This window comes from Acetobacter sp., assembly GCF_022483985.1.
GTDB lineage: Bacteria > Pseudomonadota > Alphaproteobacteria > Acetobacterales > Acetobacteraceae > Acetobacter.
Window position 1 is genome coordinate 982,342 of the sequence record NZ_JAKVME010000001.1, and the last position, 21,499, is coordinate 1,003,840.

Consider the following 21,499-nt stretch of genomic DNA (forward strand, 5'->3'; position numbering starts at 1 on the left):
CGTCAGATTCCGAGGACGTTGGCTATGACGGCAAAGATCGCGTCCAGTGTGATGACACCCACAATGCCCACGACCACGGCAGATGTGGCCGCCGTGCCGACATCGGCGGCGCTTCGTCCGGCTTTCAGGCCGATCCGGCAGGAAACAAGGCCGATCATGATCGCGAAGACAATGGATTTTACAAAACCGAATTCAAACTGGCTCATGGAGACAGCGCCGAAAGTCTGATGAACGTACCCCGCGCCGGTAATGTCGGGCAGCATGCCGACCGACACGACATACCCCCCAAAAATGCTCATCACGCAGCCATAAAGATACAGAAGCGGCATCATCACCATCAGGGAAACGACTGCCGGGACCAGAATATAGCTGGAGATGGGAATACCAAAAACCTGAAGGGCGTCGATCTCTTCATTGCCCAGCATGGTGGCGATACGGGCCGCATACGCGCCACCCGTGCGGCCCGCCATGATGATGGCCGTCATGACGGCTGACAGTTCGCGGACGCAGGCAATGCCGACGAGATTGGCGACGTAAATATCGGCGGAAAACTTCTGGAGCTGCACGGCGCCGACGAAGGCGAGGATCGCGCCGATCAGAAAATTGACGATGCTGACGATCAGCAGCGCAGCCGGTCCCGCGTCGAAAATATTCGTAAGCAGGTCACGAATCCGCATCCCACCATGCCCGCTCAGGGCCTTTGTCGAAACCTGAGCGGTTTCCAGTCCGAGCAGTGTCAGGGCGCCGACTTCATTGAGGGAGGAGAGGGTGAATGCGCCGCTCAGTTGGAACGGATTGCGTATCTTGTCACCGGCAGGGGCAGGTATCTGAGGCGTTTCAGGCAGAAGGGAGGAAAGTCTCTGCACACCCTCGGGCAGATCGCTGATATCAAGGCTCAGCCCTTCGCTGGCGGCAGCCTGCTGTGCGCTCCACAGAAACGAGACGAGAGAAGAGTCCCACTGACCGAGCCTGCTGGCATCGACGGTCAGAGCGCCCGACTGATTGTGGGCCGACAGGGCATCGCTGGAAAAGGCCAGCGGCACCTGTTCATCGATCGTCCAGTTACCTGAAATATGGAGTTCAGGCACCTGCCCATTGGTTGAAAGAGTCCATTCAGGCTGCGCGGACGTGATGTCCTGTGCGGCGGAAGAACTTTCTGGTGCGTGATTGTCCATGTATCCTTCGCAACCATAAGACAGACACCGCTTTTTGGCCAGAGGCCTTTGGGACAGACACCTGCCGTCTGACAGAAAATGACACCGTGTGCTGGTTTTGCTGAGACTGTAAGCTTCAGTCGGGCACAATTCCAGACGTAGCATTTCTCTGATTGCAGACGGGTAAAGGAGGTCTGCCATCACCATACTGGCCTTATCACCCCCTGACCGGTTATATCAGACTTGGAACATGATGAGGGAAAACAGGGCATGGTGTCCGAACCGGTTGTTTTTATTGATGGCGAAGCAGGCACGACCGGGCTCGAAATCCGCGAGCGTCTTCTTTCCCTGCCTGTGAAAATTCACTCCATCGACCCGGCTCGCCGCAAGGAACCGCAGGCACGGGCCGAAGCCATGCAGGCCGCTGATCTGGTTGTCCTCTGTCTGCCTGATGACGCATCCCGGGAAGCGGTGGAGATGATCAGCCTGTTCCGCGCGCAGGGAGATCATGCTCCGAAGATACTGGATGCCAGCACAGCGTTCCGGACAGCGCCGGGATGGGTGTATGGCTTCCCCGAGATGACGGCGGATCAGCCTGAAGCGATCATGCGGGCGGATCGTGTCGCCAATCCGGGCTGTTACCCCACGGGAGCCATCGCTCTGCTGCGTCCGCTGATCGACGCGGGGATGATGAAGCCGGATTTTCCTGTCACGATCAATGCCGTGAGCGGTTACACAGGCGGCGGCAGAAGCATGATCGAGGAACAGGAGCGGGCAGGGGGACCGGCCTTTCTGCTTTACGGGCTGAACCTTGCTCACAAGCATCTTCCCGAAATCCGTCAGCATTCCCTGCTGGAGCGGCGACCTGTTTTTGTGCCTTCCGTCGGGCATTTTCCACGCGGCATGATTGTGTCGATCCCGGTGCATATGGATCTGCTGGTGAAGGGAACCACGGTGGCGGACCTGCGTCGTATTCTGGAAGAACGCTATGTCGCTTCTTCTTTTGTCACGGTTGCCGGACCGGAAAACACTCTGGTCGCGGACACTCTGGCGGGAAGCGATGGCATGGAACTGCGGGTCCATGCCGATACCGAGGGATATCATGCCGTGCTGACGGCGCGGCTGGATAATCTGGGGAAAGGCGCTTCTGGGGCCGCGATCCAGAATATCGCTCTCATGCTTGGCATTTCCCCTGAAGTGGCGTCCGTTCAGACCGGATCACGGATGCCGCTCTAACTCATTGTTTATCGAGCAACTTTATCCGACCAGACGATTCCGTCTGATCGGATGTTGCCCTAACTGAGGAGCTCGGCTGTGACCCGCATTCTTTATGTTTACGAACACTGCCCGTTCTGCGTGAAAGCACGCATGATATTTGGCCTCAGGAATGTTCCGGTCGAGGTCAGGTACCTGCTGAATAATGACGAAGCCGGTCCGATCGGCATGATCGGTCAGAAAATGCTGCCCATCCTTGATGAGGATGGCCGCTTCATGGGCGAGAGTCTGGATATCATCGCCCATATTGACGGGACTGGTGAGACCGTTCTGACAGGCGAGTCCAATCCGGCCATTACAGAGTGGATTTCAAGCATCGCGAAACCCCTGTACAAGCTGATGCTGCCGCGTGTGGCCTGTGCGCCGCTACCGGAATTTGCGACCACGGCGGCCCGTGCCTATTTCGTGCGGAAAAAAGAACCTTCAGCCGGGCAGTTTTCGCTTCTTCTGGAAGATGGAACGGACTTCCTTGCAGCGCTCAATTCCCAGCTTCATGTGCTTGCTCCGTTGATTCGTTCCGAAACGGCCGTGAACGGCGTTCTTTCCATGGATGATATTCATCTCTTCGCGGCGCTACACAGCCTGTCCGTGATAAAAGGCGTGATCTACCCGCCTGAGGTCGAGCGTTATCGTCAGACGATGGCACGCCTCAGCGGGGTGGCGCTGATGGACGATTACGCCGCCTGAGCAGATTGGCATCTTTTCCGAACGATCGGATGCTGATACAGAGCAGGCAGTCGCGAGAGTGGCGGAATGGTAGACGCAGTCGACTCAAAATCGACCGCCTTTTAGGCATGGGGGTTCGAGTCCCCCCTCTCGCACCAGACATTCCGGATGATTCATGACCGTTACAGCAGCGCCCGTGTCCTCCCGGCAGAGCAGGCCTCAGACACGCCCCGCCAACCCTGCATTTTCTTCAGGCCCATGCGCCAAACGACCGGGCTGGTCGCTTGACGGGCTTTCCGGCGCTCTTCTGGGACGGTCCCATCGTGCTCCGGAAGGCCGGGCTCGCCTCGGGGAAGTCATTGATCGTTCGGCTGCCATTCTGGGGATGCCGGAAGGCTGGCGTCTCGGGATCGTGCCGGGGTCTGACACAGGTGCCGTCGAGATGGCGCTGTGGTCGCTGCTGGGCACGCGGCCTGTGGACGTTCTCGCCTTCGAGAGTTTTTCCGCGACATGGGCCAACGACATCACCGCGCAACTGAAACTTGACGCGCGAGTGCTGGAGGCCGGGTATGGCGAACTGCCTGATCTGAACCTCGTGGACTGGTCGCGGGATGTGGTGCTGGCATGGAACGGCACCACGTCAGGCGTGAAATTCCCGGATGGCGAGGCCATTCCTGCCGACCATGACGGGCTGGTGATCTGCGATGCGACCTCAGCCGCCTTCGCCATGGAACTGCCGTGGGAGAAGCTCGATGTCGTGACCTGGTCATGGCAGAAAGTGCTGGGCGGTGAGGCGGCTCATGGCATGCTGGCTCTTTCGCCTCGCGCTGTGGCCCGACTTGAGGCCGGTCCGGCTCCGCGCCCATTACCCAAAATTTTTCGGCTGGCCTCCAAAGGCAAGCTGATTGAAGGCATCTTCCGTGGCGATACGATCAACACGCCTTCCATGCTGTGTGTCGAAGATGCTCTGGATGGCCTGAAATGGGCTGAAGCAGCGGGTGGGCTGAAAGGTCTGATTGCCCGGAGCCAGGCCAACCTTGCCGCTCTTGAAAAATGGGAAGAGACGTCCGACTGGGCGCAGTTCCTTGCTGTTGAGCCGACCATCCGTTCCAACACGGCCATCTGCCTGCGTATTATTGCCCCGTGGTTCGTGGTGCTGGATGCAGAGACTCAGACAAAAGCCGCCAAAAAGATTGCTGACATCCTGGCAAAGGAAGGCGTTGCCTACGATATCGCCAGTTATCGTGACGCACCGCCCGGCCTGCGAATCTGGGGTGGTGCGACGGTGGAAACTTCGGATATCAAGGCGCTTCTTCCGTGGCTGGACTGGGCGGAAGCGGAAGTAAGGGCTGAATTTTCCGCCTGACCCTTCAGTTACTTCATAATCAGAGGATATATATCTTATGGTGTATATCCTTTCTTTATTCTTATGAAGAAAAGATACTTCCTCGCATGGTCTTCGAGGATGGTATCATTTGCTTTTCCGATTTTCGGTCTGGCGCTGGATAGCGTTGATTCTGCTGTTTCCGCTCCTGACTGGAGCCACTCCTTCCCGTGCGACAGAGCGTATTGAGGATCGGCTGAAACGGTTTGCGACAGCCTTGCAAGAAGCTGAGGCGAGTACACAACCCAGTTCATCTCTTGTTCCGATAGCAGGGCAGGGTTTGCTTGAAGTGCCGGAAGGCACACGGTTTGTTCCGGCTGAACAGACCAGAGCGTTTATGGAATCTGTGGGTAACCCTCCCAGTCATTCCATTGTGGGAATGATCATTCCTCAAGATTTTTACGTGAACCCTGACTGGGCGATTATCATTCGTTGGGATGATGATGGTTTTGTCGATGAGAGCAGATTTAAAAATCTCACGGATCAGCAGGTCGTTCGCTCAATCGAAAAAACAGTAGCGGCACAGAATAAAATCCGTCAGAAGACTGGGCTTCCAGCTCTTCATCTGAAGAACATGCTGCTTTACCCTCATTGCGATACTGTCAACCATTCTGCAGAATATGCATTAAACGGGACGATTGAAGGGCTTGATAAAGAAGCAGTTGTATTCATTCACTATTTTATGGGACGCAACGGAATTGTATCGTTTAATTTTGTCGGGACAACTCGTCCTTTGGATGCCATTTATCCCATTATAAACCCGATCAATCAGCATTTTAGCTATTTGGCTGGCCACGACTATACTGATTTCGATCCGGCGCATGATCGTCGCGCGCCGTATGAACATGAAATCGCTTTACCATCGTGGCAGAGAATAGGCAGCAGCGTGCTGGTTGCATTTTCGCTTTATTGGTTAAGACGTCGGCGAAATAAAAAATTGCCATAGCTCAGCCACTCTCCACGGGGCTTATGGAAAGTCCGTGGAGAGTGCAGGTGTTTATTTATCGAGCCAGAACGGGACCGGCAGGTTCTTGGCCCGCAGGAATTCCGGGTTGAACAGCTTGGACTGATAGCGTGCGCCACCGTCACACAGAATGGTCACGATACGATGCCCCGGTCCAAGACGACGGGCGACACGAATGGCGGCAGCGACGTTGATGCCCGAAGAACCGCCGACGGAAAGCCCTTCATGGATAAGCAGGCTGTAGATCTGTTCCAGCGCTTCCGGGTCGGGGATGCGTTCCGCGTCGTCAATCGGAGCGCCTTCCAGATTGGCGGTGACGCGAGACTGTCCGATGCCTTCGGTGATGGAAGACCCGCTGACCGAAAGGTCGTTCGATTTTACCCAGCCATACAGACCGGAGCCTTCCGGGTCGGCCAGAACGATCTGCGGACGTTTGCCCCCAGCCTTCTCAGCGCAGTCATCCAGACCGAGAGCTGTGCCAGCAAGCGTTCCTCCTGTCCCGCAGGCGCAGGTGAAGGCATCGACACGTCCACCAAGCTGCTCCCAGATTTCTGGAGCCGTCGTGTGGCGATGACCTTCACGATTGGCTAGGTTATCGAACTGGTTGGCCCAGACAAAGCCGTTCTCTTCGGCAATCCGGCGCGATACGTGGACGTAATTGCCTTCATCCCGGTAGGGCTTGGCAGGCACAAGACGGAGATCTGCGCCGATCATGCGGAGAAAATCAATTTTCTCCTGACTCTGGGTCTCCGGCATGACGATGATGCTCTTGTAACCACGCGCATTGGCGACAAGTGTCAGTCCGATCCCCGTGTTGCCCGCGGTCCCTTCGACAATCGTCCCGCCGGGGCTCAGCAAACCGCGCTTTTCTGCATCCGTGATGATTGCGAGAGCAGCGCGGTCCTTGACCGATCCTCCGGGATTCATGAACTCGGCCTTGCCGAAAATATCGCAGCCGGTGGATTCAGAAGCGCGTGTCAGCCTGATGAGCGGCGTTCCGCCTATGGCGCCCGCCATATCATGTGACGAGGTTGTCCAGCCGGGAAACGGCAGGGAATGTGAAGTCGGAGTCATGCTATCTGCCTTTCATCCTATTGGCATTGGGGCTAGCGCGTGTGAGCACCGCATGCAATCAGGTTTGGATGATGAATGTCGAGCCCCGCAGGAGCTGTTTGATAAACAGGGGCGGGAGAGAGGAGTTTCAGGAACGATGATCAAGGATGTAAGCCCGAACGATGTCTGGCATGCGCTGGAAAATGATCCGGGAGCCTGTCTGATTGACGTGCGTACTCCAGAAGAATGGCAGTTTGTCGGCATCCCTGATGTCTCGGCAATAGGTCACAGCCTGTATCCTGTCAGCTGGCAGATCATGGGCGGCCATATAAACGGCCAGTTCATCGAGGAATTGCGGCGCGCCGGCATTGGAGAGACACAGAAGCTTTATTTCATCTGCCGCTCAGGAGCGCGCAGCCGTTCGGCTGCGATGGCCGCCGCCAGAGAGGGGTTTGAGCAGGTCTTCAACGTGGCGGACGGTTTCGAAGGCCCCCTAGACGTGGAGATGCACCGTGGCAACGCTGCGGGCTGGAAGGCCTCGGGGCTGCCCTGGCGTCAGAACTGAAACCTTCACACCGATGACGCCGGTTTTTACTGACCGGCGTCCGGCTCTTCCTCGGCGTCGTAAAGCACTTCCAGAACGGCGCACCACGGGTAACGCGAATCATAGCTCTGACCGTCGGCTGATGCGACAGCGCCATTCGCGTCGGTCGGAACGTGCGTCAGGGCGACGGCGTCGTCGATGTTACCGCCTATGATGCTGAGCTGGTGCCCGAACGGCTGTCCGTTCTGCCCTGTTGCGACAACGATTCCACAATGGGCGGGGAAGCCATACGATGTGGGAAGGCTTGCAAACCGGACGGATTTGCTGCCTCCGCGCCCGGTACAGACAAGATCACCGAGCTTGGGAACATAGCTGGCCGGATCATGCGCCCGCAGGCCGCTCGACTGGCCGGAGGCAGCAGCATTGATATAGGTCGAGTGATTGGGTGAGTAGGGAAACCGCTCATTGGCTCCCGCGACACGCATCACGTAGGAGATGAAAGCGGCGGACCAGGCGTAATGCCCGTCATGGACGAAATTGAACAGTCTGCCGTCGGCGTCGTATTTTCCGCTCCATGAGGCTTCGGTTTCCTGCGGGTCCTGTCCGATCCACCAGTATTCGCCGACGCGCTGCCACAATCCGGGCGCCCGTTCCGGCTTTACGCTGGCGACCGTAGGTTCCGGCCGAAGCTCGGGATCATCGTCATCGACCGGCATTCCGAACAGTCGCCATTCCCGCATGGCAATGGCGACGACATCCTGACGGTTGAAGGGTGTGAAGTTGCGGGAGGCAAAGTCGGGCACATGCGGATTATACGCCAGAGGACCGACGCCATTTCTGTATTGCGCGACAGGCGTCTGCACTGGGGCTGCGTTATTTCCCGGCTGTGAAGCGCAGGATGTGGCCACAAGAGCCAGAAGAAGCGCAGAGTGCCTGAAGGCCGCAGTCTTGCTCATGCATATGCCAGAATTTTGTTCTGGCTCCCCGATTGCGTGAACACCGCGTGCCCACAGAGTGACGACTTCTGAACATGTGGTTCAGACCTGCTTAACGTCAAGCCGCTGGAACTGAAAGATGAATAGTCATGGGTTTAGCTGGACTTGATGGGTTTTCTAACCGATTTACAGGGCAGAAGTTTCTTTGAGTGCGGCAGGGAGATGCTGCCTTTACATGTGCGGGACTGATAAAGGCAGCACAGCTATTTTAGCTGCCTGCTGACGGGAAGAGAGCCCGCAGACCCGCTTCATCAGCATCACAGCATCCGCGTTCCGTTATCAATCCCGTGACGAGACGCGCGGGCGTCACGTCGAAGGCGGGATTCGCGGCGTTGCTCTGTTCAGGTGTGATGCGGACTGTCTCCACGCGTCCCTCCTTGCTAAGGCCGGTGACCGTGGTGACCTCAAGAGAAGAGCGTTCTTCTATGGGAATCTCCGTCAGGCCATTCTGAACGCGCCAGTCGATGGTCGTAGAGGGAAGAGCAACCCAGAAGGGGATATTATTGTCACGGGCCGCGAGGGCTTTCAGGTAGGTGCCGATCTTGTTGGCCACGTCGCCATGGGCTGTGACGCGATCTGTTCCGACGATCACGATATCAACCTGTCCGTGCTGCATCAGATGCCCGCCGGCATTATCCACGATCACGGTATGCGGCACCCCGTGGCTGCCGAGTTCCCATGCAGTCAGGGCCGCCCCCTGATTACGGGGGCGGGTCTCGTCCACCCACACATGTACATCCAGACCTTCATCATGCGCCATATAGATGGGAGCCAGAGCCGTTCCCCAGTCGACTGTTGCAATCCATCCGGCATTGCAGTGTGTCAGGATATTGATTTTTTCTCCTGTTTTCTTACTTTTTTTAATGGCGCGAAGCAGTTCAAGGCCATGTCTGCCGATGGATTCATTCTGGGCCGCGTCTTCATCACAGATAAGGCCGGCTTCAGCATAAGCGGCGGCCACCCTATCCTGCGGGCTTATTGGCCGAAGTTTTTCAAGCATCCGCTCAATGGCCCAGCGGAGATTGATGGCTGTTGGTCGCGTTGCCGCCAGCATGGACGCTTCACGTTCCATCGCGTCATCGCCTGCATCCACGGAAAGGGCCAGAGCCAGACCGTAGGCTGCGACGGCGCCAATCAGCGGAGCCCCTCTGACCTGCATTGTAATAATGGCATGTGCGACCTGATCGGATGAAGAAAGGTGCAGGATCTCAAGTGCGAACGGCAGGCGTGTCTGGTCAAAAATGCAGACTGTTCGCTGATCTGTCTGATCGATCCAGACACTGCGGTAAGGCACACCGTTTATTTTCATGGTTGCGTGATCCTGCATGGGAAAAGATGTCGGGGAAGCATTAGCGTAGCCAAGCGGCTCTCACAAATGACATTCTGGCGGTAAGCTGAAAAGCGGACCTGATAAGCGGTCGGGCAAGGGTGACGAAATATGCTGATACGATATGAAAAACACGCATACCGAAAAGCGTGGTGAAATCACGGGATGAAACGAAATGGAAACAATATTAAAAATCTATGTGTAATAAATGATTTTTTGGATTTTGTTTTTTTCTTCTCCTGATTTTTGTCTATGAAAACCCTAAGTGTTTTATTATGAAAAGCATAATATGGATATTGCAAACGCCACTATAAATCTATATTGCGTGGCTTATAAATGGTGGGATACTGTCGTGTTTCTGGGTTATTCATAGTATCGAATATCTGGCTCCATGATGATCTTGCGTTGAAAACAGTGCTTATAAAATCAACAGATTCCTGAAATGGTCTGTTGTGATACCAACAGGGTGAGACTTGGGACATGGCTAGAAAACCGACCAAAGAAGTCAAGACAGCTTCGACGGCTACACGACAGGCTCCGCGGCAGAAGGCAGAACCTGCAGCAGCAAAGAAGCGTGCCAAGGTAGTTGCTGAAGAACCGGCAGCGAAGCCTCGCGCGAAACAGCGCGTTGCGCCAGCCGTGAAAGCGGCACCAAAAACCACCGCCAAGGCTGCACCCAAGAAGGCAGTCGTCGCCCCGGTTTCTGCAAAGCCCGTCAGAAAGACGGCTGAACCCAAAGCGGCTGTACAGACGCCTCGTGCAACGAAAAGCACGACAAAGCCTGCAAGCCGGAAGCCGGAAGCCGTGACCAAGTTGTCCGCTGTGGACAAGCTGCGTATCACTCAGGAAACACGCAAGCAGAAGCGTCTGGATCGTCTCGCTTCTGAAAAAGAGACCGCTGCAACCAAGCGTCCTGCTTCACGCGCCCGGGCGACGGCAACGACAGCAGCCCGTAAGCCGCGCCGCGTCTGATATATATTTCGCACTTCATGAAAAAGCCTCTTTTCCTGTATTGGAAAAGAGGCTTTTTCATTTAAATACCCGTAACGGCCGAAAACTAAATGTTTTTGCGGTAAGCATTCCCAGTGAAAGAGCGTGCCGCGTTGTATGACCCATTTTTGCCATAATGGGTTTTATTTCCTGGAGGAGATAGGGAAGCCGTCAGAAGTTCCACAATGTGCTTCTGTGCGATCATGGCCTGCTGAAGCAGTGCACGGTTCTGCTCAACCGTACGATTTAATTTTTCCGTAGCAAGCGGTAACTCTTCCGAGCAGCATGTTTTTTCTGGCTCTTCGGCTGACTTGCGACACCTGATGGTGAGATCGTTTAGCTGCGCCAGAATAGCTTCCTTGCGTTTGAGAAGAGCCACGACGGCAGGCATATTGCCCGTCTGCAAGAACACATTTTCTTCTTCCAGCAAGGCATTTGCCTTTTCGATGACGGTAATGGCCTGATCCGTCATTTTCCTGATCCTTTTTCCTGCATTTCAAGCATCTGGTGATACACGGCCGGAGCCAGCCCCAGCCCGCCGTTCTTCTCTATCTGCTTCGACATCTCTGTCGTCAGCATGGGGCGGAAGCTGGACTCCCCGACACCGCCGCCGAAAAAACCCTTTGACGTATCAATCGTATCGAACATCGGCTGAAGCATTTGGCCGACCGTCATGGCCTCAAAGTCAGTAGCGGTTTTCCATATTTTCGGATCTACCGCTTTCGTTGGAGTTGCTCCCTGTACTCCATAGCCGGGAGCAGCAACATTTTTTATTTCATTGCTCATCTGACCTCCAGATCGGCTTGCAGGGCTCCATCGGCTTTGATGGCCTGAAGAATCGAAATCATGTCACGAGGGCCCACTCCCAGTGCGTTCAGGCCAGAAACGAGGTCGCTAAGAGCCGGGCCATTTCTCAGTATGCCCAGTTTGGCGTTGTTGCCGTTATTGACGTTGATGCTGGTTCGCGGGGCAACTGTTGTGGTGCCGTTCGACATCGGCCCGGGTTGCGACACTATCGGGGTTTCAGTGACCTGAATGGTCAGGTTGCCTTGGGCAATCGCGACTGTGCTGATGCGGACATCGTTGCCGATCACAATGGTTCCGCTGGCGTCGTCCACAACCACTTTCGCCAGCGTATCAGGCTCGACCAGAAGATCTCCGATCCGTGACAGCGCCGAAATATTGTCACGCAAAGTGAGATCAAGCGCTATGGTACGTGGATCCATGACGCGGGCGATATTGCCCACACTGCTGTTGATCACCTGAGCAACACGCCCCGCCGTCGTGAAGTCAGGGTTGCGCAAGGAGAGATGCATCTGCTTGCGATTGGCCAGATCAACCGGAACTTCTCTTTCCACGACGGCGCCATTGGCTATGTGACCATTGGTCGGGATGTTATGAACTATGGAGGCGGCCGCGCCTCGTGCGCTGAAGGCGTTAGTCGCCAGAGACCCTTGGGCGACAGCGTAAATCTCGCCGTCCGCCGCCATCAGCGGTGTGACAAGCAAGGTGCCGCCGGTCAGATCGCTTGCGTCGCCGGTCGCCGAGACGGTGACATCGATTCGCCCGCCTCCATGTGAAAAAGCTGGTAGATCGGCCGTCACCATGACAGCCGCCACATCATGCGTCTGGAGCTGAATTTCACGATCACGGATATTCACGCCCAGACGGTTGAGCATACTGATGAGTGTTTCACGGGTAAAAAGAACGTTTGTCAGTTTGTCGCCGGTCCCATGCAGGCCGACGACAAGACCGTAACCAATCAACTGGTTTGTTCTGACCCCTTCAAAGTCAGCGATATCCTTGATGCGTACAAGCGCCGCATTGGCGGCAAAAGACTGAATCAACAGGAAGCCTGCCAGAAACAGGGCAGACAGAAGAGGAAGCGTCTTTCGCTGCTCCCCGTCTGGCCTGCAAGAAAAAAAGGTCATGCCGCTCTTTGCCGCTCGTCAATGTTTCGAGCGCACACTATCGACGCGAAGAGCAAACAATTCCTGAACGAGCAGCGGCAAAGCGTTGTTCAGAGCTTTGAGGCTGAACTGCATGGGGTCGGATGTGTGAGCCCTGGGAGGTGCAACGTGAACAGAATTGGCGCGATCGGTTATGTGAGCCGGAGAAAACCCCTGACGCAGACGCGTCAGTCAAAGGAGCTTTCAGCCTTTTCAGTGCCTTCCGAGCAGGAAGTCGTGAGTGAGCAGCCTGTGGCGTCTGTTTCGGCACCCTGCCTTCTGTCGCTTCAGGAGAGCGAGGTTCCGATTCAGCCTCGCTCGGAAAGGCAGATGGTCGTTGAGTGGGGAGGGGAGGCGCTGGAGGCATTGAAAAAACTTCAGATCGCCTTTCTGGAAGGCAAGACCGGCACAATGACGCTTCTCTCTGAACTGGAAGAAATTTCCGAACGATCACCTCTGGTCCAGTTGCCCGCGTTCAGAGCTCTGACGACATCCATAAAGGTGCGTGTCGCCATCGAAACGGCCAAAATGAAGCGTCTCGCTGCGCATGTGCGGAAGACGCAATGAACACGGGAAATGGCTGGCTGATCCGGGCCGCCGAAAATTATGCGACAGAAATGTTTCACAGAAAAAAGTGGATTCGCGCTTGGCTGTCTCTGTCCCCGCGGGTATAAGCCGCGCATTCGTCAGGGGGCTATGCCTCAGGGAACGGAGACAATATTATGCTTACACTTCCTCCGGATTATGTGCCTTCAGACAAAGAAGAGTTCATGAATCCCCTGCAGGTTGAATATTTTCGCCAGAAACTTGTGAAATGGCGCAATGAACTGCTGAAAGAAGCAGGCGGTACGCTCGCCAGCCTTTCCGAAGGTGGCATTCACGAGGCCGACGTGACGGATCGCGCCAGCGTCGAAACGGATCGTGCTCTTGAACTCCGCACGCGTGATCGCGCCCGCAAGCTGATCGGCAAGATCAATCAGGCGCTGCTGCGTATCGAGAACAATGCCTATGGATATTGCGAGGAGACGGGCGAGCCTATCGGGCTCAAGCGTCTCGAAGCGCGTCCGATTGCCACTCTGTCGATCGAGGCGCAGGAGCGTCATGAGCGGATGGAGAAGATTCATCGCGACGACTGAAACCGCGTGGGGAACAAAAAATGTTCCCCAAGGTTTTTAGGGGGTTGCCGTCGTCACGTTCTGACGGTAGGAAGCACCCGCAGGCGCTGCTGTAGCTCAGTGGTAGAGCACTCCCTTGGTAAGGGAGAGGTCGACAGTTCAATCCTGTCCAGCAGCACCAGTTTCCTGCAAATTCCATATCAGCGACATTATAAAATGTTCTCCAGAACATTTTCAGTCTCTGAAAATAATCAAAATATAATATATTATATGCACATCATCGTGCCTGAATCCGGGTGCCTTGAGCCCAATAATGCAGACCATCATTCAGGATGGTTTTCCCCGGAAGTATCGAAGCGGTGAGCGACACATAATGCCGAGGGAAGCTCTCTCCATCCAGAAGCCGGAATCCTTTGACAGCCCACATCAGGGAGACGACACCGCCGCGCGGACACTGGTGAAGCCTTTCCTCCTCTTCATGCTGCCGGTTCTGATGGACTGTGTTCTGCAATCCATCGCAAGCACAATCGGCAACATGTATATCGGGCGTCTGCTGGGCGCCGAGGATCTGGCGGCGGCAAGCACATTCTACCCGTTATTGTTGATTCTCGTTTCGTGCGGCGTGGGGCTCGGGTCCGGAGCCAGCGTTCTTGTCGGGCAGCTATGGGGGGCGGGCCATCCGGAGCGTGCGCGCGCCATGGCGTCCGCTGCCGTGGCGGTCGCAATCGTACTGGGCGCTCTTGTGGCGATCGCCGGACAATGGGCCGTGTGGCCCATGCTCCGTCTGTTCAGCGTGCCTGCCAACATCACCGATCACGCCGCCCAGTATTGCCGGGTCTTTCTGGCAGGAACGCCAGCCCTGATTCTGGTGGTGACCGTGGCGATCACGCTGCGTGGAGCCGGGGACAATATCCGGCCGCTTGTCATGATGGGTTTGCAGATCGTCGTTTCCCTTATCGTCACGCCCATCCTGCTGACATCCTCGATGGGACTTTCCGGAGCTGCTGTTGCCGCCATTCTCGGGTGGGTGCTCGCGCTTCTGCTGGCGGGGCTATGGCTGAGACGGTCCGGACATGAACTTGCTCCGGGACAGGGAATGCTGAGGGAGTTTGTGCCGGAACGTCAGGTTCTCTGGTCTGTAATCCGCCTCGGTTTTCCGGCAATGGTCGAAGTCGCCACTCAGGGGCTTGCCGAGATCGTTCTGGTCGGCCGGATCAATGGGTTCGGGTCCGAGATGACGGCGGCGTATGGTCTGTTCACACAGACCCTGACCTATATCGAATATCCGGGTATGGCTGTCGGCATAACGGTTTCCGTCATGTGCTCCCATGCCATCGGAGCGCGAAATCCGCAGCGGGCACGGGACATCCTGCGGGTCGGGTTTCTGGTCGGGCTGATCATGACGGGTACGCTGGCGGCAATCGTCACGCTGATCCCGGAAACGGTGTCGCTGCTGTTTACGTCAAACCCGCACGTCATAGCGCTGGCCTCACATGCTTTCAGAGCCGTCATGGGCAGCGCGGTGCTTCTTTCACTGGGAGGCGTGCTGGGTTCGGCCATGCGGGCTAGCGGTGATTCCGTCGCGCCAATGGTCATCATGCTGGGCTGCATTGCGTTCGTGGAGTTGCCCGCAGGCTACCTCTTTGCGCATTATTACGGCTCATGGGGCGTATGGTTTGGCTATACATCCAGCTTTGCTGCGGTCTTTCTGGCCACATGGGCGTACTGGGCCATACGCTGGCGACATCGCCCGCTGCTGCCGGTGTAATGAGAAGTGCGTGACGGAAACTATTTTGTTAAGAATAAGTTATTCTGTTACCCTTCAACGAAGTCACACGGCATTGCGCGTCTGAGCCTAGAGGAACACGAAGCTTTTGGTTGCGAATGAGATAGTCGATCCGACAGAACAGAAAGACGTGTCCCTGCGTCAGAAGTTCATTCAGGTCGTGGTGCCTGTTGCGACAGTGCTGCTTATTCTTCTGGCGATTGGTGGCATCGGTTGGCACAACTACCGTACCACGCGCGCGGGTGTGCTGAATCTGACGCATGACCTGCTAGAGTCCGTGCAGCGGTATGTTGTGCAGGATGTGACCGGTTATATGGGGGCGGCCACTCTGGGCGGCTCCTTCGCGCAGGATTTCATCGGTCATGCGCCTGTTACCGTAACCCGGGGCGCTTTCTACTCCTATGGCGCGACGATGCTGCGTCTCGTTCCGCAGATTCAGTCCTATTACATGGGCGATCAGAACGGCGGCTTTCTGCTGGTCGAGCGGGGGCCGGACGGAAAAGGCCTCGAATATACCGAGTTGCAGGTCGTCAACGGAAAAGCGATTTTTCATCACGACTTTTATGATGAAAAAAGCCGGAAAATCCGGTCTGAAGAAAACACTTCAGACAATTATGATCCACGCATACGTCCCTGGTATCAGAACGCCCTGGAGAAAAAGGGATTTGCCTGGACCCCTCCCACAATTTACGAATCGACAAAACAGTTGGTCGTCACCGGCTCCGTGCCTCTTGTGGGGCAGGACGGTGTGCAGAGAGTTTTTGCGATCAATGTTTCGCTGAATGAGCTGAGTGACTTTCTGGATGCTCTGAAAATCAGCCAGAACGGCACGGCTATCATTCTGGACAGCAATGGCCGCATCATTGCCGGACACGGTTTTCAGTCGGTCGTCGAACGCTCTCAGGGCGATCCGGCCAGAATGACGCTTGACCCTGTGACGCAGGGAACTTTCAAGCGTGTCTACGACACCTACAGGGTGCGTGGCGTTGGTTCTCATCCGTTCCGTTATGGCGGCAAGAACTATATCGGCATGGTGCAGGCATTGCCCGCATCAGACCACTGGGTTCTCCTGATTGTCGCTCCTGAAAACGATTTCGCGCGCTTTGCTCGGCAGAGTGGTCGGGAAAGCTTCAAGTTTTCGGTCATCATCATTGTGCTGGCAGGCGTTCTCGCCGGACTTCTCGCCCGGCAGGGACGCCGGACGGAACGCGTCACAAGAGAACTCAGGCGCGAAAAAACGCTGGCCGGCACGCAGACTTCAGCCCTGCAACAGATTGCTGTCACGCCGGATCTGCTGAACGTCAACGGTGAGGCGTTGGCCCTGACGGAAGAGCTCGCCCGCGTCACCCAGTCACGAAAAACGTCCCTGTGGCGTCTGCTGCATGACGGCATGGGACTGATCTGTGAGGACAGTTTCGACTCCCGGCAGGAAGCCCATTCCGGTGGTTTCGATCTGGCCCGCAAGGACATGGAAGATTTTTTCAAGCTTGTGGACTCCGGTGCGCCTGTTGCGGTGCCGATGGCGGCAAAAGATGAGCGGACCGCACCGTATGAGCGCTTTGTCATGCGCGACAGCGGTACGTCTTCTCTGATGCTCTATCCCATCCGGGGCGCCAGCGGGGGCCATGCGGATATTGTAGGCGTCATAACGCTCGAAGACGCACCAGACCCGCTGTCCGTCAGCTATTTTCTGGAAATTGTCGCGTCGATCACGGCTATCCGTTTCGCAGGCATGGCGGAGCTGCCTGAGCCCGACAAGGCAGCAGAGACAGACTCTTCGGAAGTTCAGAAACTGCCCGCGCCGCGTTTCGATGCGGCACTCATGCAGACCACGAAAGCCTGCGGTGAAGTCGGTCAGGGACAGTTTCCCAGCGTGGCCGTGATGGTCGTCACCTTTTCCGACCCTGTCATGGAAAATGGAAGCGATGGTTCTGCGCTTCTCCCCCTGATTGACCGGATTGCGTCTGAAGTTCAGGAAATCGCCAGACGTTACAGCCTGTTTTCCGTGAAAGTCGCGGGCCATCGGCTGATCTGCGTGGCGGGATGCACAAAGGAAGCTGATTCCACTGCGATCTGGAGGATGGCAGAAGCCGCTCTGGTGCTGCGTGAAACCTGCATGCTGCTTCTTTCCTCCGCCAATATCGAACCGATTTTCAGTATCGGCATGGATTATGGTCCCGCCATGGGTGGCGAGCTTGGCGCCGAGCCAAGAACTTTCAATCTGTGGGGAGAAGCGGTCACCCTCGCGGAACTCATGGCGCAGGGCGCGCCGGATGTCGGCACGATCGAAGTCACCGAACGGGTTTATCAGGCGCTGCGGGAACATTACCTGTTCCATAGCCGGGGTTCATTCTACGCGCCGAGCGCCGGCATAGGGCGGGTTTACGTACTCGCGACAAGACGGTGACGGACAAGCCAGCAGGGCAGGGTGGCCAGCCTGACCCCCACGACGTGGCCGCGGGCACCCTGCCGGACCCCTCGCAGGGTATAGCGCACGGGCTGGGCGCGCCGCCGGAAACCTTTCATCCGGATGACGAACAGCGGGATAACACCACGTTTGGCGAGCGCTTCGTCTATTTCCTCGGCTGGCTGGGCGCGCTTGTCCGCAAACAGGTCTGGTTCCTGCTCATCATGCTCGGGACCATGTGGGGCGTGCTACGGGAAAGCGTACGCAGCAATTCCTGGCGTCGCACCGTCCGGTATGAGTTCCAGCTCACGCTTTCGGATGTCGCCGGGAAAGGCCTTCTCAGCACCGTTGTCATGGGGGCGCTGACAGGTGTCGGAGTGGTGTCGCAGGCGATTTACTGGCTCGGTTTCGCCGGCATGGCAAAGATGACGGGGTCGGTGCTGGTAAGCGTCATTGTGCGGGAACTTGCGCCTATTCTGGTTGGTATCCTGATGCTTGGCCGCAGTGGCATGCTGTCTCTGGCGGAAGTCGGGATGCTGGCGACCGGCGGGCAGATCCGTTCCATGCAGGCGGAAGGTCTCGATCCGTTTTTGCTGCTCGTGCTGCCGAGAACACTGGCCTTCACGGTCGCGGGTTTTACGCTCGGCATCATGTTCTCTGTTGCGTCCCTGACGACCGGCTACATCATCAGCCGGGCCTCTGGAGCGCTCTCGAACTCGCTGTTTTCATATTTCTATGACGTGGCCACAGCCATGACTCCAGCCGATTATCTGCTGATTCCCCTGAAATTCGTGATCGTCGGATTTCTCGTGGGGCTGGGCTGCTGTGTCAGCGGTCTGACGGCGTCAAACGAAGACTCCCTGCGGACGATGCTGCCCCGGGGCTTCTCGCGCGGCATTCTGATCGTGATGACGGTCAGTGTTCTTTTCAGCCTCAAGGTATGAGGGGGCTGGAGAGCATGTTTTTCTCAGGCCACATCCAGTCTTTCTCTCCGGGCCAGTCTTTTTCTCCGGGATGGGGGAACGCATGAAGCACCTCACCGGACCCATGCTGGAACTGGCCGACGCCACGCCGGTATTTGATGAGAGCAGCCTGCCGCCCGTGCCGCTTTCCCTGCGTGTGATGCCCGGTGAATGTGCCGTCATTGAAACACGTGACATGTCGAGGGCGACCATGTTCGCCGATCTGTGTTCCGGCATGGTGCATCTCCGGAACGGCAGCGCGCGTTTCATGGATATGAACTGGGACGATCTGGATGACCGGCATCGCAATGCGCTGCGTGGACGCATCGGACGTATCACCCGCAGACCGCTCTGGACGGACCTGTTCGGAACCCATGTGGGCATCATGCTCAGGGAACTGCACCATACGACGGTTTCGGTGCCGGACCTGACAAGTGAAACCGTTCGCCTATGCACCCAGTTCGGGCTGCCGGGCGTCCCTGTCGAAACACCGCGCCGCCTGTCGAGCGCGGATCTGGTAAGGGCGTCCTGCGTTCGGGCGTTTCTGGGGCAACCCCAGCTACTGCTGATCGAGGACCCTCTGGAGGGCAGTCCCGTGGATATTTCAGGGGCATTCTTTGAATGTCTGACAGAAGCGCGTGACAGGGGGGCGTCTGTCGTCTGGTTTGTCCGCGATTCAAGTGTGTGGCAGCCCTATCGCCGGGCGGTCAGCGGCCTGTGGCGGCTGGCGGATGATGGTCTCTTAACGGTACGGATACGCTGATGTTTCAGGTCAGGCTACGGCAGAAAGGCCGCCCTCTCATCCATCTGCGCTACGCTGACGAATGGGTGGGGCTGCTTGTTCTGATCGCCATGGTGCTTTTCGCTGCGGCCGTCATCGAGGCTGGCGTGCTCAGCGACTGGCTCAGCCCGCCAGCCCGTCTGCGTGTCGTGCTGCCGGAGACGGGCGTCGGCGGTCTGACCGTGGGCGGCGATGTCCAGATTCTCGGCGCACATGCCGGGACAATCCGCGCCATCAAGCTGAACCCTACGGGCGGCATGTATGCGCTGGTGGACCTCGATCCGCAGGTGGAGCCGTTTCTGCGCCGTGACAGCAAGGCCGTCATCAGGAAGGCCTTTGTCGTGGCTGGCGCCAGCTATCTCGATCTGACCCGAGGCGCCGGTGAGACGATGGACTGGAACTACGCCGTCATCAACGCCATCACGGAACCCAGCCCGACAGACATGATCACCCAGACACTGAAGGATATTCAGGCCCAGATCATGCCGGCGCTTTCCAGTTCCCGTCACATGATGGCCCAGTTGGATGAGGCGATCACGGACATGCATGCGGGCAAGGGCAGCGTCGGGCAGTTGCTGACCAATGACGAGCTTGTCCGTAAATCCGAAGCGATGATCGTTTCTCTCAACGAGGTGATCAACCGTCTGCGTCCCGAGGAAGAACAGCTCCGCGCCATCCTCAGCAAGACGGACAGCACGATGGCGAACGTCAAATCCGCTACCCACGACCTGAAGAACGCCACGCCGAGACTGCCTGCGATCACCCGGAGCGTGGATGAAAGCCTTTCCGATGTGCCCGCCATGCTCACACAGGCCCAGACGACGCTCTACAGCCTGCAAAGACTGACGGACCAGTTGAAGGGGCTGTGGCTCCTCGGCGGTCATCAGGAGAAGAGCAGAAACCGGCTCCCCGCCAGAAAGGTGGCGCCATGAAGACAGTCTCTCTCACCGCAGCCCTGCTTCTGTGCACGGTGCTATCCGGCTGTGCAGGTGCCTCAAAAGACGAGACGGTACAGGATCAGGACATGGCCTATCAGCAGGCCATGGACGCAGGCAGTCAGGCTCTGGCCATCGAGCGCTATGCCGTTGCGGAGAAAGCCTATCGTGAAGCGACGCGACTGGCTCTGCGCCGTGATGATGTGGGCGCTCTTGGCGATGCTTCCTATAACCTTGCCGTGACGCAGCTTGCGGCGGATGAACCGTCAGATGCTCTTCAGACCGTCCAGAACGCCCGGACCGCCCTGATCATGCGTCAGGGAAGCGAGGCGCATGCCCGGACGGGGGGACTGCCTCAGAGCTCGCATGGAGCGGAGACGGTGGAATCCGGAACCGGAGCGCTCAGCCTTGTGGCCGCGGCTTCTGCCTTTCGCCTGAACGATCTTGGCAATGCCGCGCGTGAAGCCCGCGTGGCCACACAGTCACCGGACACGGACGTCGCCCTGCGTGGCGCTTTTGTGCAGGGGCTTGTCGCGGCGCGACAGCACGACATGGCGACTCTCACGACGGCCATAGGGCAGATTCAGTCAGCCAGACGGCCTCAATCAGCGGTTCAGCAGGGCGATCTGGCGGAGCTTCAGGCCAGCTACGCCCTGAACGGTAATCCGCAACAGGCCATGAGTCATGCGGCTGATGCCGTATCCCTGCGTCGTGAGACCGGAGATTACAGGGCGATGGCTCGTGCGCTGGCGCTGGAAGCTCAGGCGGCGCGTCAGGCAGGGCAGGGACGGCGTGCGGATGCGCTTCTGGCGCAGGCCGCCCAGAGCCTCGGGGCAAGAGCCGGAACGGACACCGATACTGATCCTCTGGCCGCGCAGTATATGCGAGAAGCCGGGTCGATGGCCCCGATCCAGCCCTTCAAAGTCCGGGAGACGACACCATGAAGAGTACTATTATGACTTCAGGCTCAACCGGTTGGCGGCGCTGGCTGCTGCTTTTCGTGCTGGCCTGCACCATTACCGCCTGCGCCGATGATGATTCTGACAGGAAATATGGTTTCCATTCCAGACATCATCACGGAAAACAGCCGCCGACTTGGTATAAGGTTCCTCCCAGACCGCCAGAGAACTGAAGACAGACGGGGGCGGTCTTATTCTGCTGAACAGCGCGCCACCGGACACCAGAATTACCCTGTCGCCGACGGTTCTGCGA

At 57.2% G+C, this 21,499-nt stretch carries 22 protein-coding genes and 2 tRNA genes; 17 read left to right on the forward strand and 7 right to left on the reverse strand.

What is annotated here, in order from left to right; all coding sequences use genetic code 11:
- Positions 1–2: 2 nt before the first annotated feature.
- Positions 3–1,175 (reverse strand): ABC transporter permease, encoded by a 1,173-nt coding sequence (locus LKE90_RS04335; protein WP_291491656.1) that lies wholly within the window; start codon positions 1,173–1,175, stop codon positions 3–5.
- 249 nt (positions 1,176–1,424) lie between these two features.
- On the opposite strand from LKE90_RS04335, the gene argC reads away from it, so the two are divergent.
- The 5 genes from argC to LKE90_RS04360 all read left to right on the forward strand — a co-directional run bounded on the left by argC (position 1,425) and on the right by LKE90_RS04360 (position 5,425).
- Positions 1,425–2,390, forward strand: coding sequence for an N-acetyl-gamma-glutamyl-phosphate reductase (argC, locus tag LKE90_RS04340; RefSeq protein ID WP_291491657.1), 966 nt, complete (start codon positions 1,425–1,427; stop codon positions 2,388–2,390).
- Between the two features lie 78 nt (positions 2,391–2,468).
- Positions 2,469–3,116: a glutaredoxin 2 gene (grxB, locus tag LKE90_RS04345; protein ID WP_291491658.1), complete on the forward strand. Its 648-nt coding sequence runs from the start codon at positions 2,469–2,471 to the stop codon at positions 3,114–3,116.
- Between the two features lie 52 nt (positions 3,117–3,168).
- Positions 3,169–3,253, forward strand: a tRNA-Leu gene (locus LKE90_RS04350).
- Between the two features lie 17 nt (positions 3,254–3,270).
- Complete coding sequence (locus tag LKE90_RS04355; RefSeq protein ID WP_291491659.1) at positions 3,271–4,461, forward strand: phosphoserine transaminase; 1,191 nt, start codon at positions 3,271–3,273, stop codon at positions 4,459–4,461.
- A 109-nt stretch (positions 4,462–4,570) separates the two neighbouring features.
- Positions 4,571–5,425: a DUF2167 domain-containing protein gene (locus LKE90_RS04360; protein WP_291491660.1), complete on the forward strand. Its 855-nt coding sequence runs from the start codon at positions 4,571–4,573 to the stop codon at positions 5,423–5,425.
- A 51-nt stretch (positions 5,426–5,476) separates the two neighbouring features.
- On the opposite strand, the gene LKE90_RS04365 is transcribed toward LKE90_RS04360, so the two are convergent.
- Positions 5,477–6,517 (reverse strand): cysteine synthase A, encoded by a 1,041-nt coding sequence (locus LKE90_RS04365; protein WP_291491662.1) that lies wholly within the window; start codon positions 6,515–6,517, stop codon positions 5,477–5,479.
- A 136-nt stretch (positions 6,518–6,653) separates the two neighbouring features.
- On the opposite strand from LKE90_RS04365, the gene LKE90_RS04370 reads away from it, so the two are divergent.
- Positions 6,654–7,061, forward strand: coding sequence for a rhodanese-like domain-containing protein (locus tag LKE90_RS04370; RefSeq protein WP_291491663.1), 408 nt, complete (start codon positions 6,654–6,656; stop codon positions 7,059–7,061).
- 26 nt (positions 7,062–7,087) lie between these two features.
- On the opposite strand, the gene LKE90_RS04375 is transcribed toward LKE90_RS04370, so the two are convergent.
- Complete coding sequence (locus LKE90_RS04375) at positions 7,088–7,996, reverse strand: DUF2272 domain-containing protein (RefSeq protein WP_291491664.1); 909 nt, start codon at positions 7,994–7,996, stop codon at positions 7,088–7,090.
- A 247-nt stretch (positions 7,997–8,243) separates the two neighbouring features.
- Entirely contained in the window at positions 8,244–9,344 is a 1,101-nt protein-coding gene (gene mtnA / locus LKE90_RS04380; RefSeq protein WP_291491665.1) for an S-methyl-5-thioribose-1-phosphate isomerase, read from the reverse strand.
- A gap of 498 nt (positions 9,345–9,842) precedes the next feature.
- On the opposite strand from mtnA, the gene LKE90_RS04385 reads away from it, so the two are divergent.
- The gene (locus LKE90_RS04385) at positions 9,843–10,334 is read left to right on the forward strand and encodes a hypothetical protein (protein ID WP_291491666.1); all 492 of its coding nucleotides are present in this window, start codon (positions 9,843–9,845) and stop codon (positions 10,332–10,334) included.
- Positions 10,335–10,419: 85 nt separating this feature from the next.
- On the opposite strand, the gene LKE90_RS04390 is transcribed toward LKE90_RS04385, so the two are convergent.
- Genes LKE90_RS04390 through LKE90_RS04400 form a run of 3 tightly spaced genes read right to left on the reverse strand, consistent with a single transcriptional unit; the run spans position 10,420 to position 12,283 of the window.
- Positions 10,420–10,824, reverse strand: a complete 405-nt coding sequence (locus LKE90_RS04390) for a flagellar protein FlgN (RefSeq protein ID WP_291491667.1) — start codon at positions 10,822–10,824, stop codon at positions 10,420–10,422.
- A complete protein-coding gene (locus LKE90_RS04395; protein ID WP_291491668.1) occupies positions 10,821–11,138 on the reverse strand; it encodes a rod-binding protein in 318 nt (105 codons plus the stop codon). The genes LKE90_RS04390 and LKE90_RS04395 overlap by 4 nt, the downstream gene beginning before the upstream one ends.
- Entirely contained in the window at positions 11,135–12,283 is a 1,149-nt protein-coding gene (locus tag LKE90_RS04400; RefSeq protein WP_291491669.1) for a flagellar basal body P-ring protein FlgI, read from the reverse strand. Before LKE90_RS04400 ends, LKE90_RS04395 begins: the two co-directional genes overlap by 4 nt.
- 147 nt (positions 12,284–12,430) lie before the next feature.
- On the opposite strand from LKE90_RS04400, the gene LKE90_RS04405 reads away from it, so the two are divergent.
- The 10 genes from LKE90_RS04405 to LKE90_RS04450 all read left to right on the forward strand — a co-directional run bounded on the left by LKE90_RS04405 (position 12,431) and on the right by LKE90_RS04450 (position 21,419).
- Positions 12,431–12,868 carry a flagellar assembly protein FliX gene (locus LKE90_RS04405; protein WP_291491670.1) on the forward strand — a complete coding sequence of 146 codons (438 nt, stop codon included), beginning with the start codon at positions 12,431–12,433 and terminating at the stop codon, positions 12,866–12,868.
- 155 nt (positions 12,869–13,023) lie between these two features.
- Positions 13,024–13,437 carry an RNA polymerase-binding protein DksA gene (gene dksA, locus LKE90_RS04410; RefSeq protein ID WP_291491672.1) on the forward strand — a complete coding sequence of 138 codons (414 nt, stop codon included), beginning with the start codon at positions 13,024–13,026 and terminating at the stop codon, positions 13,435–13,437.
- Between the two features lie 85 nt (positions 13,438–13,522).
- Positions 13,523–13,597, forward strand: a tRNA-Thr gene (locus LKE90_RS04415).
- A 192-nt stretch (positions 13,598–13,789) separates the two neighbouring features.
- On the forward strand, positions 13,790–15,184 hold the full coding sequence (locus tag LKE90_RS04420) for an MATE family efflux transporter (protein WP_291491673.1): 1,395 nt from the start codon (positions 13,790–13,792) through the stop codon (positions 15,182–15,184).
- A gap of 106 nt (positions 15,185–15,290) precedes the next feature.
- Positions 15,291–17,609, forward strand: a complete 2,319-nt coding sequence (locus LKE90_RS04425; protein WP_291491674.1) for a cache domain-containing protein — start codon at positions 15,291–15,293, stop codon at positions 17,607–17,609.
- Between the two features lie 44 nt (positions 17,610–17,653).
- Positions 17,654–18,553, forward strand: coding sequence for an MlaE family ABC transporter permease (locus tag LKE90_RS04430; protein ID WP_291491815.1), 900 nt, complete (start codon positions 17,654–17,656; stop codon positions 18,551–18,553).
- An 82-nt stretch (positions 18,554–18,635) separates the two neighbouring features.
- A complete protein-coding gene (locus LKE90_RS04435) occupies positions 18,636–19,334 on the forward strand; it encodes an ABC transporter ATP-binding protein (protein WP_291491675.1) in 699 nt (232 codons plus the stop codon).
- Complete coding sequence (locus LKE90_RS04440) at positions 19,334–20,284, forward strand: MlaD family protein (protein WP_291491676.1); 951 nt, start codon at positions 19,334–19,336, stop codon at positions 20,282–20,284. Before LKE90_RS04435 ends, LKE90_RS04440 begins: the two co-directional genes overlap by 1 nt.
- Positions 20,281–21,231 (forward strand): hypothetical protein, encoded by a 951-nt coding sequence (locus LKE90_RS04445; protein WP_291491677.1) that lies wholly within the window; start codon positions 20,281–20,283, stop codon positions 21,229–21,231. The genes LKE90_RS04440 and LKE90_RS04445 overlap by 4 nt, the downstream gene beginning before the upstream one ends.
- Positions 21,228–21,419 carry a hypothetical protein gene (locus LKE90_RS04450; RefSeq protein ID WP_291491678.1) on the forward strand — a complete coding sequence of 64 codons (192 nt, stop codon included), beginning with the start codon at positions 21,228–21,230 and terminating at the stop codon, positions 21,417–21,419. Before LKE90_RS04445 ends, LKE90_RS04450 begins: the two co-directional genes overlap by 4 nt.
- The last annotated feature ends 80 nt before the right edge of the window (positions 21,420–21,499 follow it).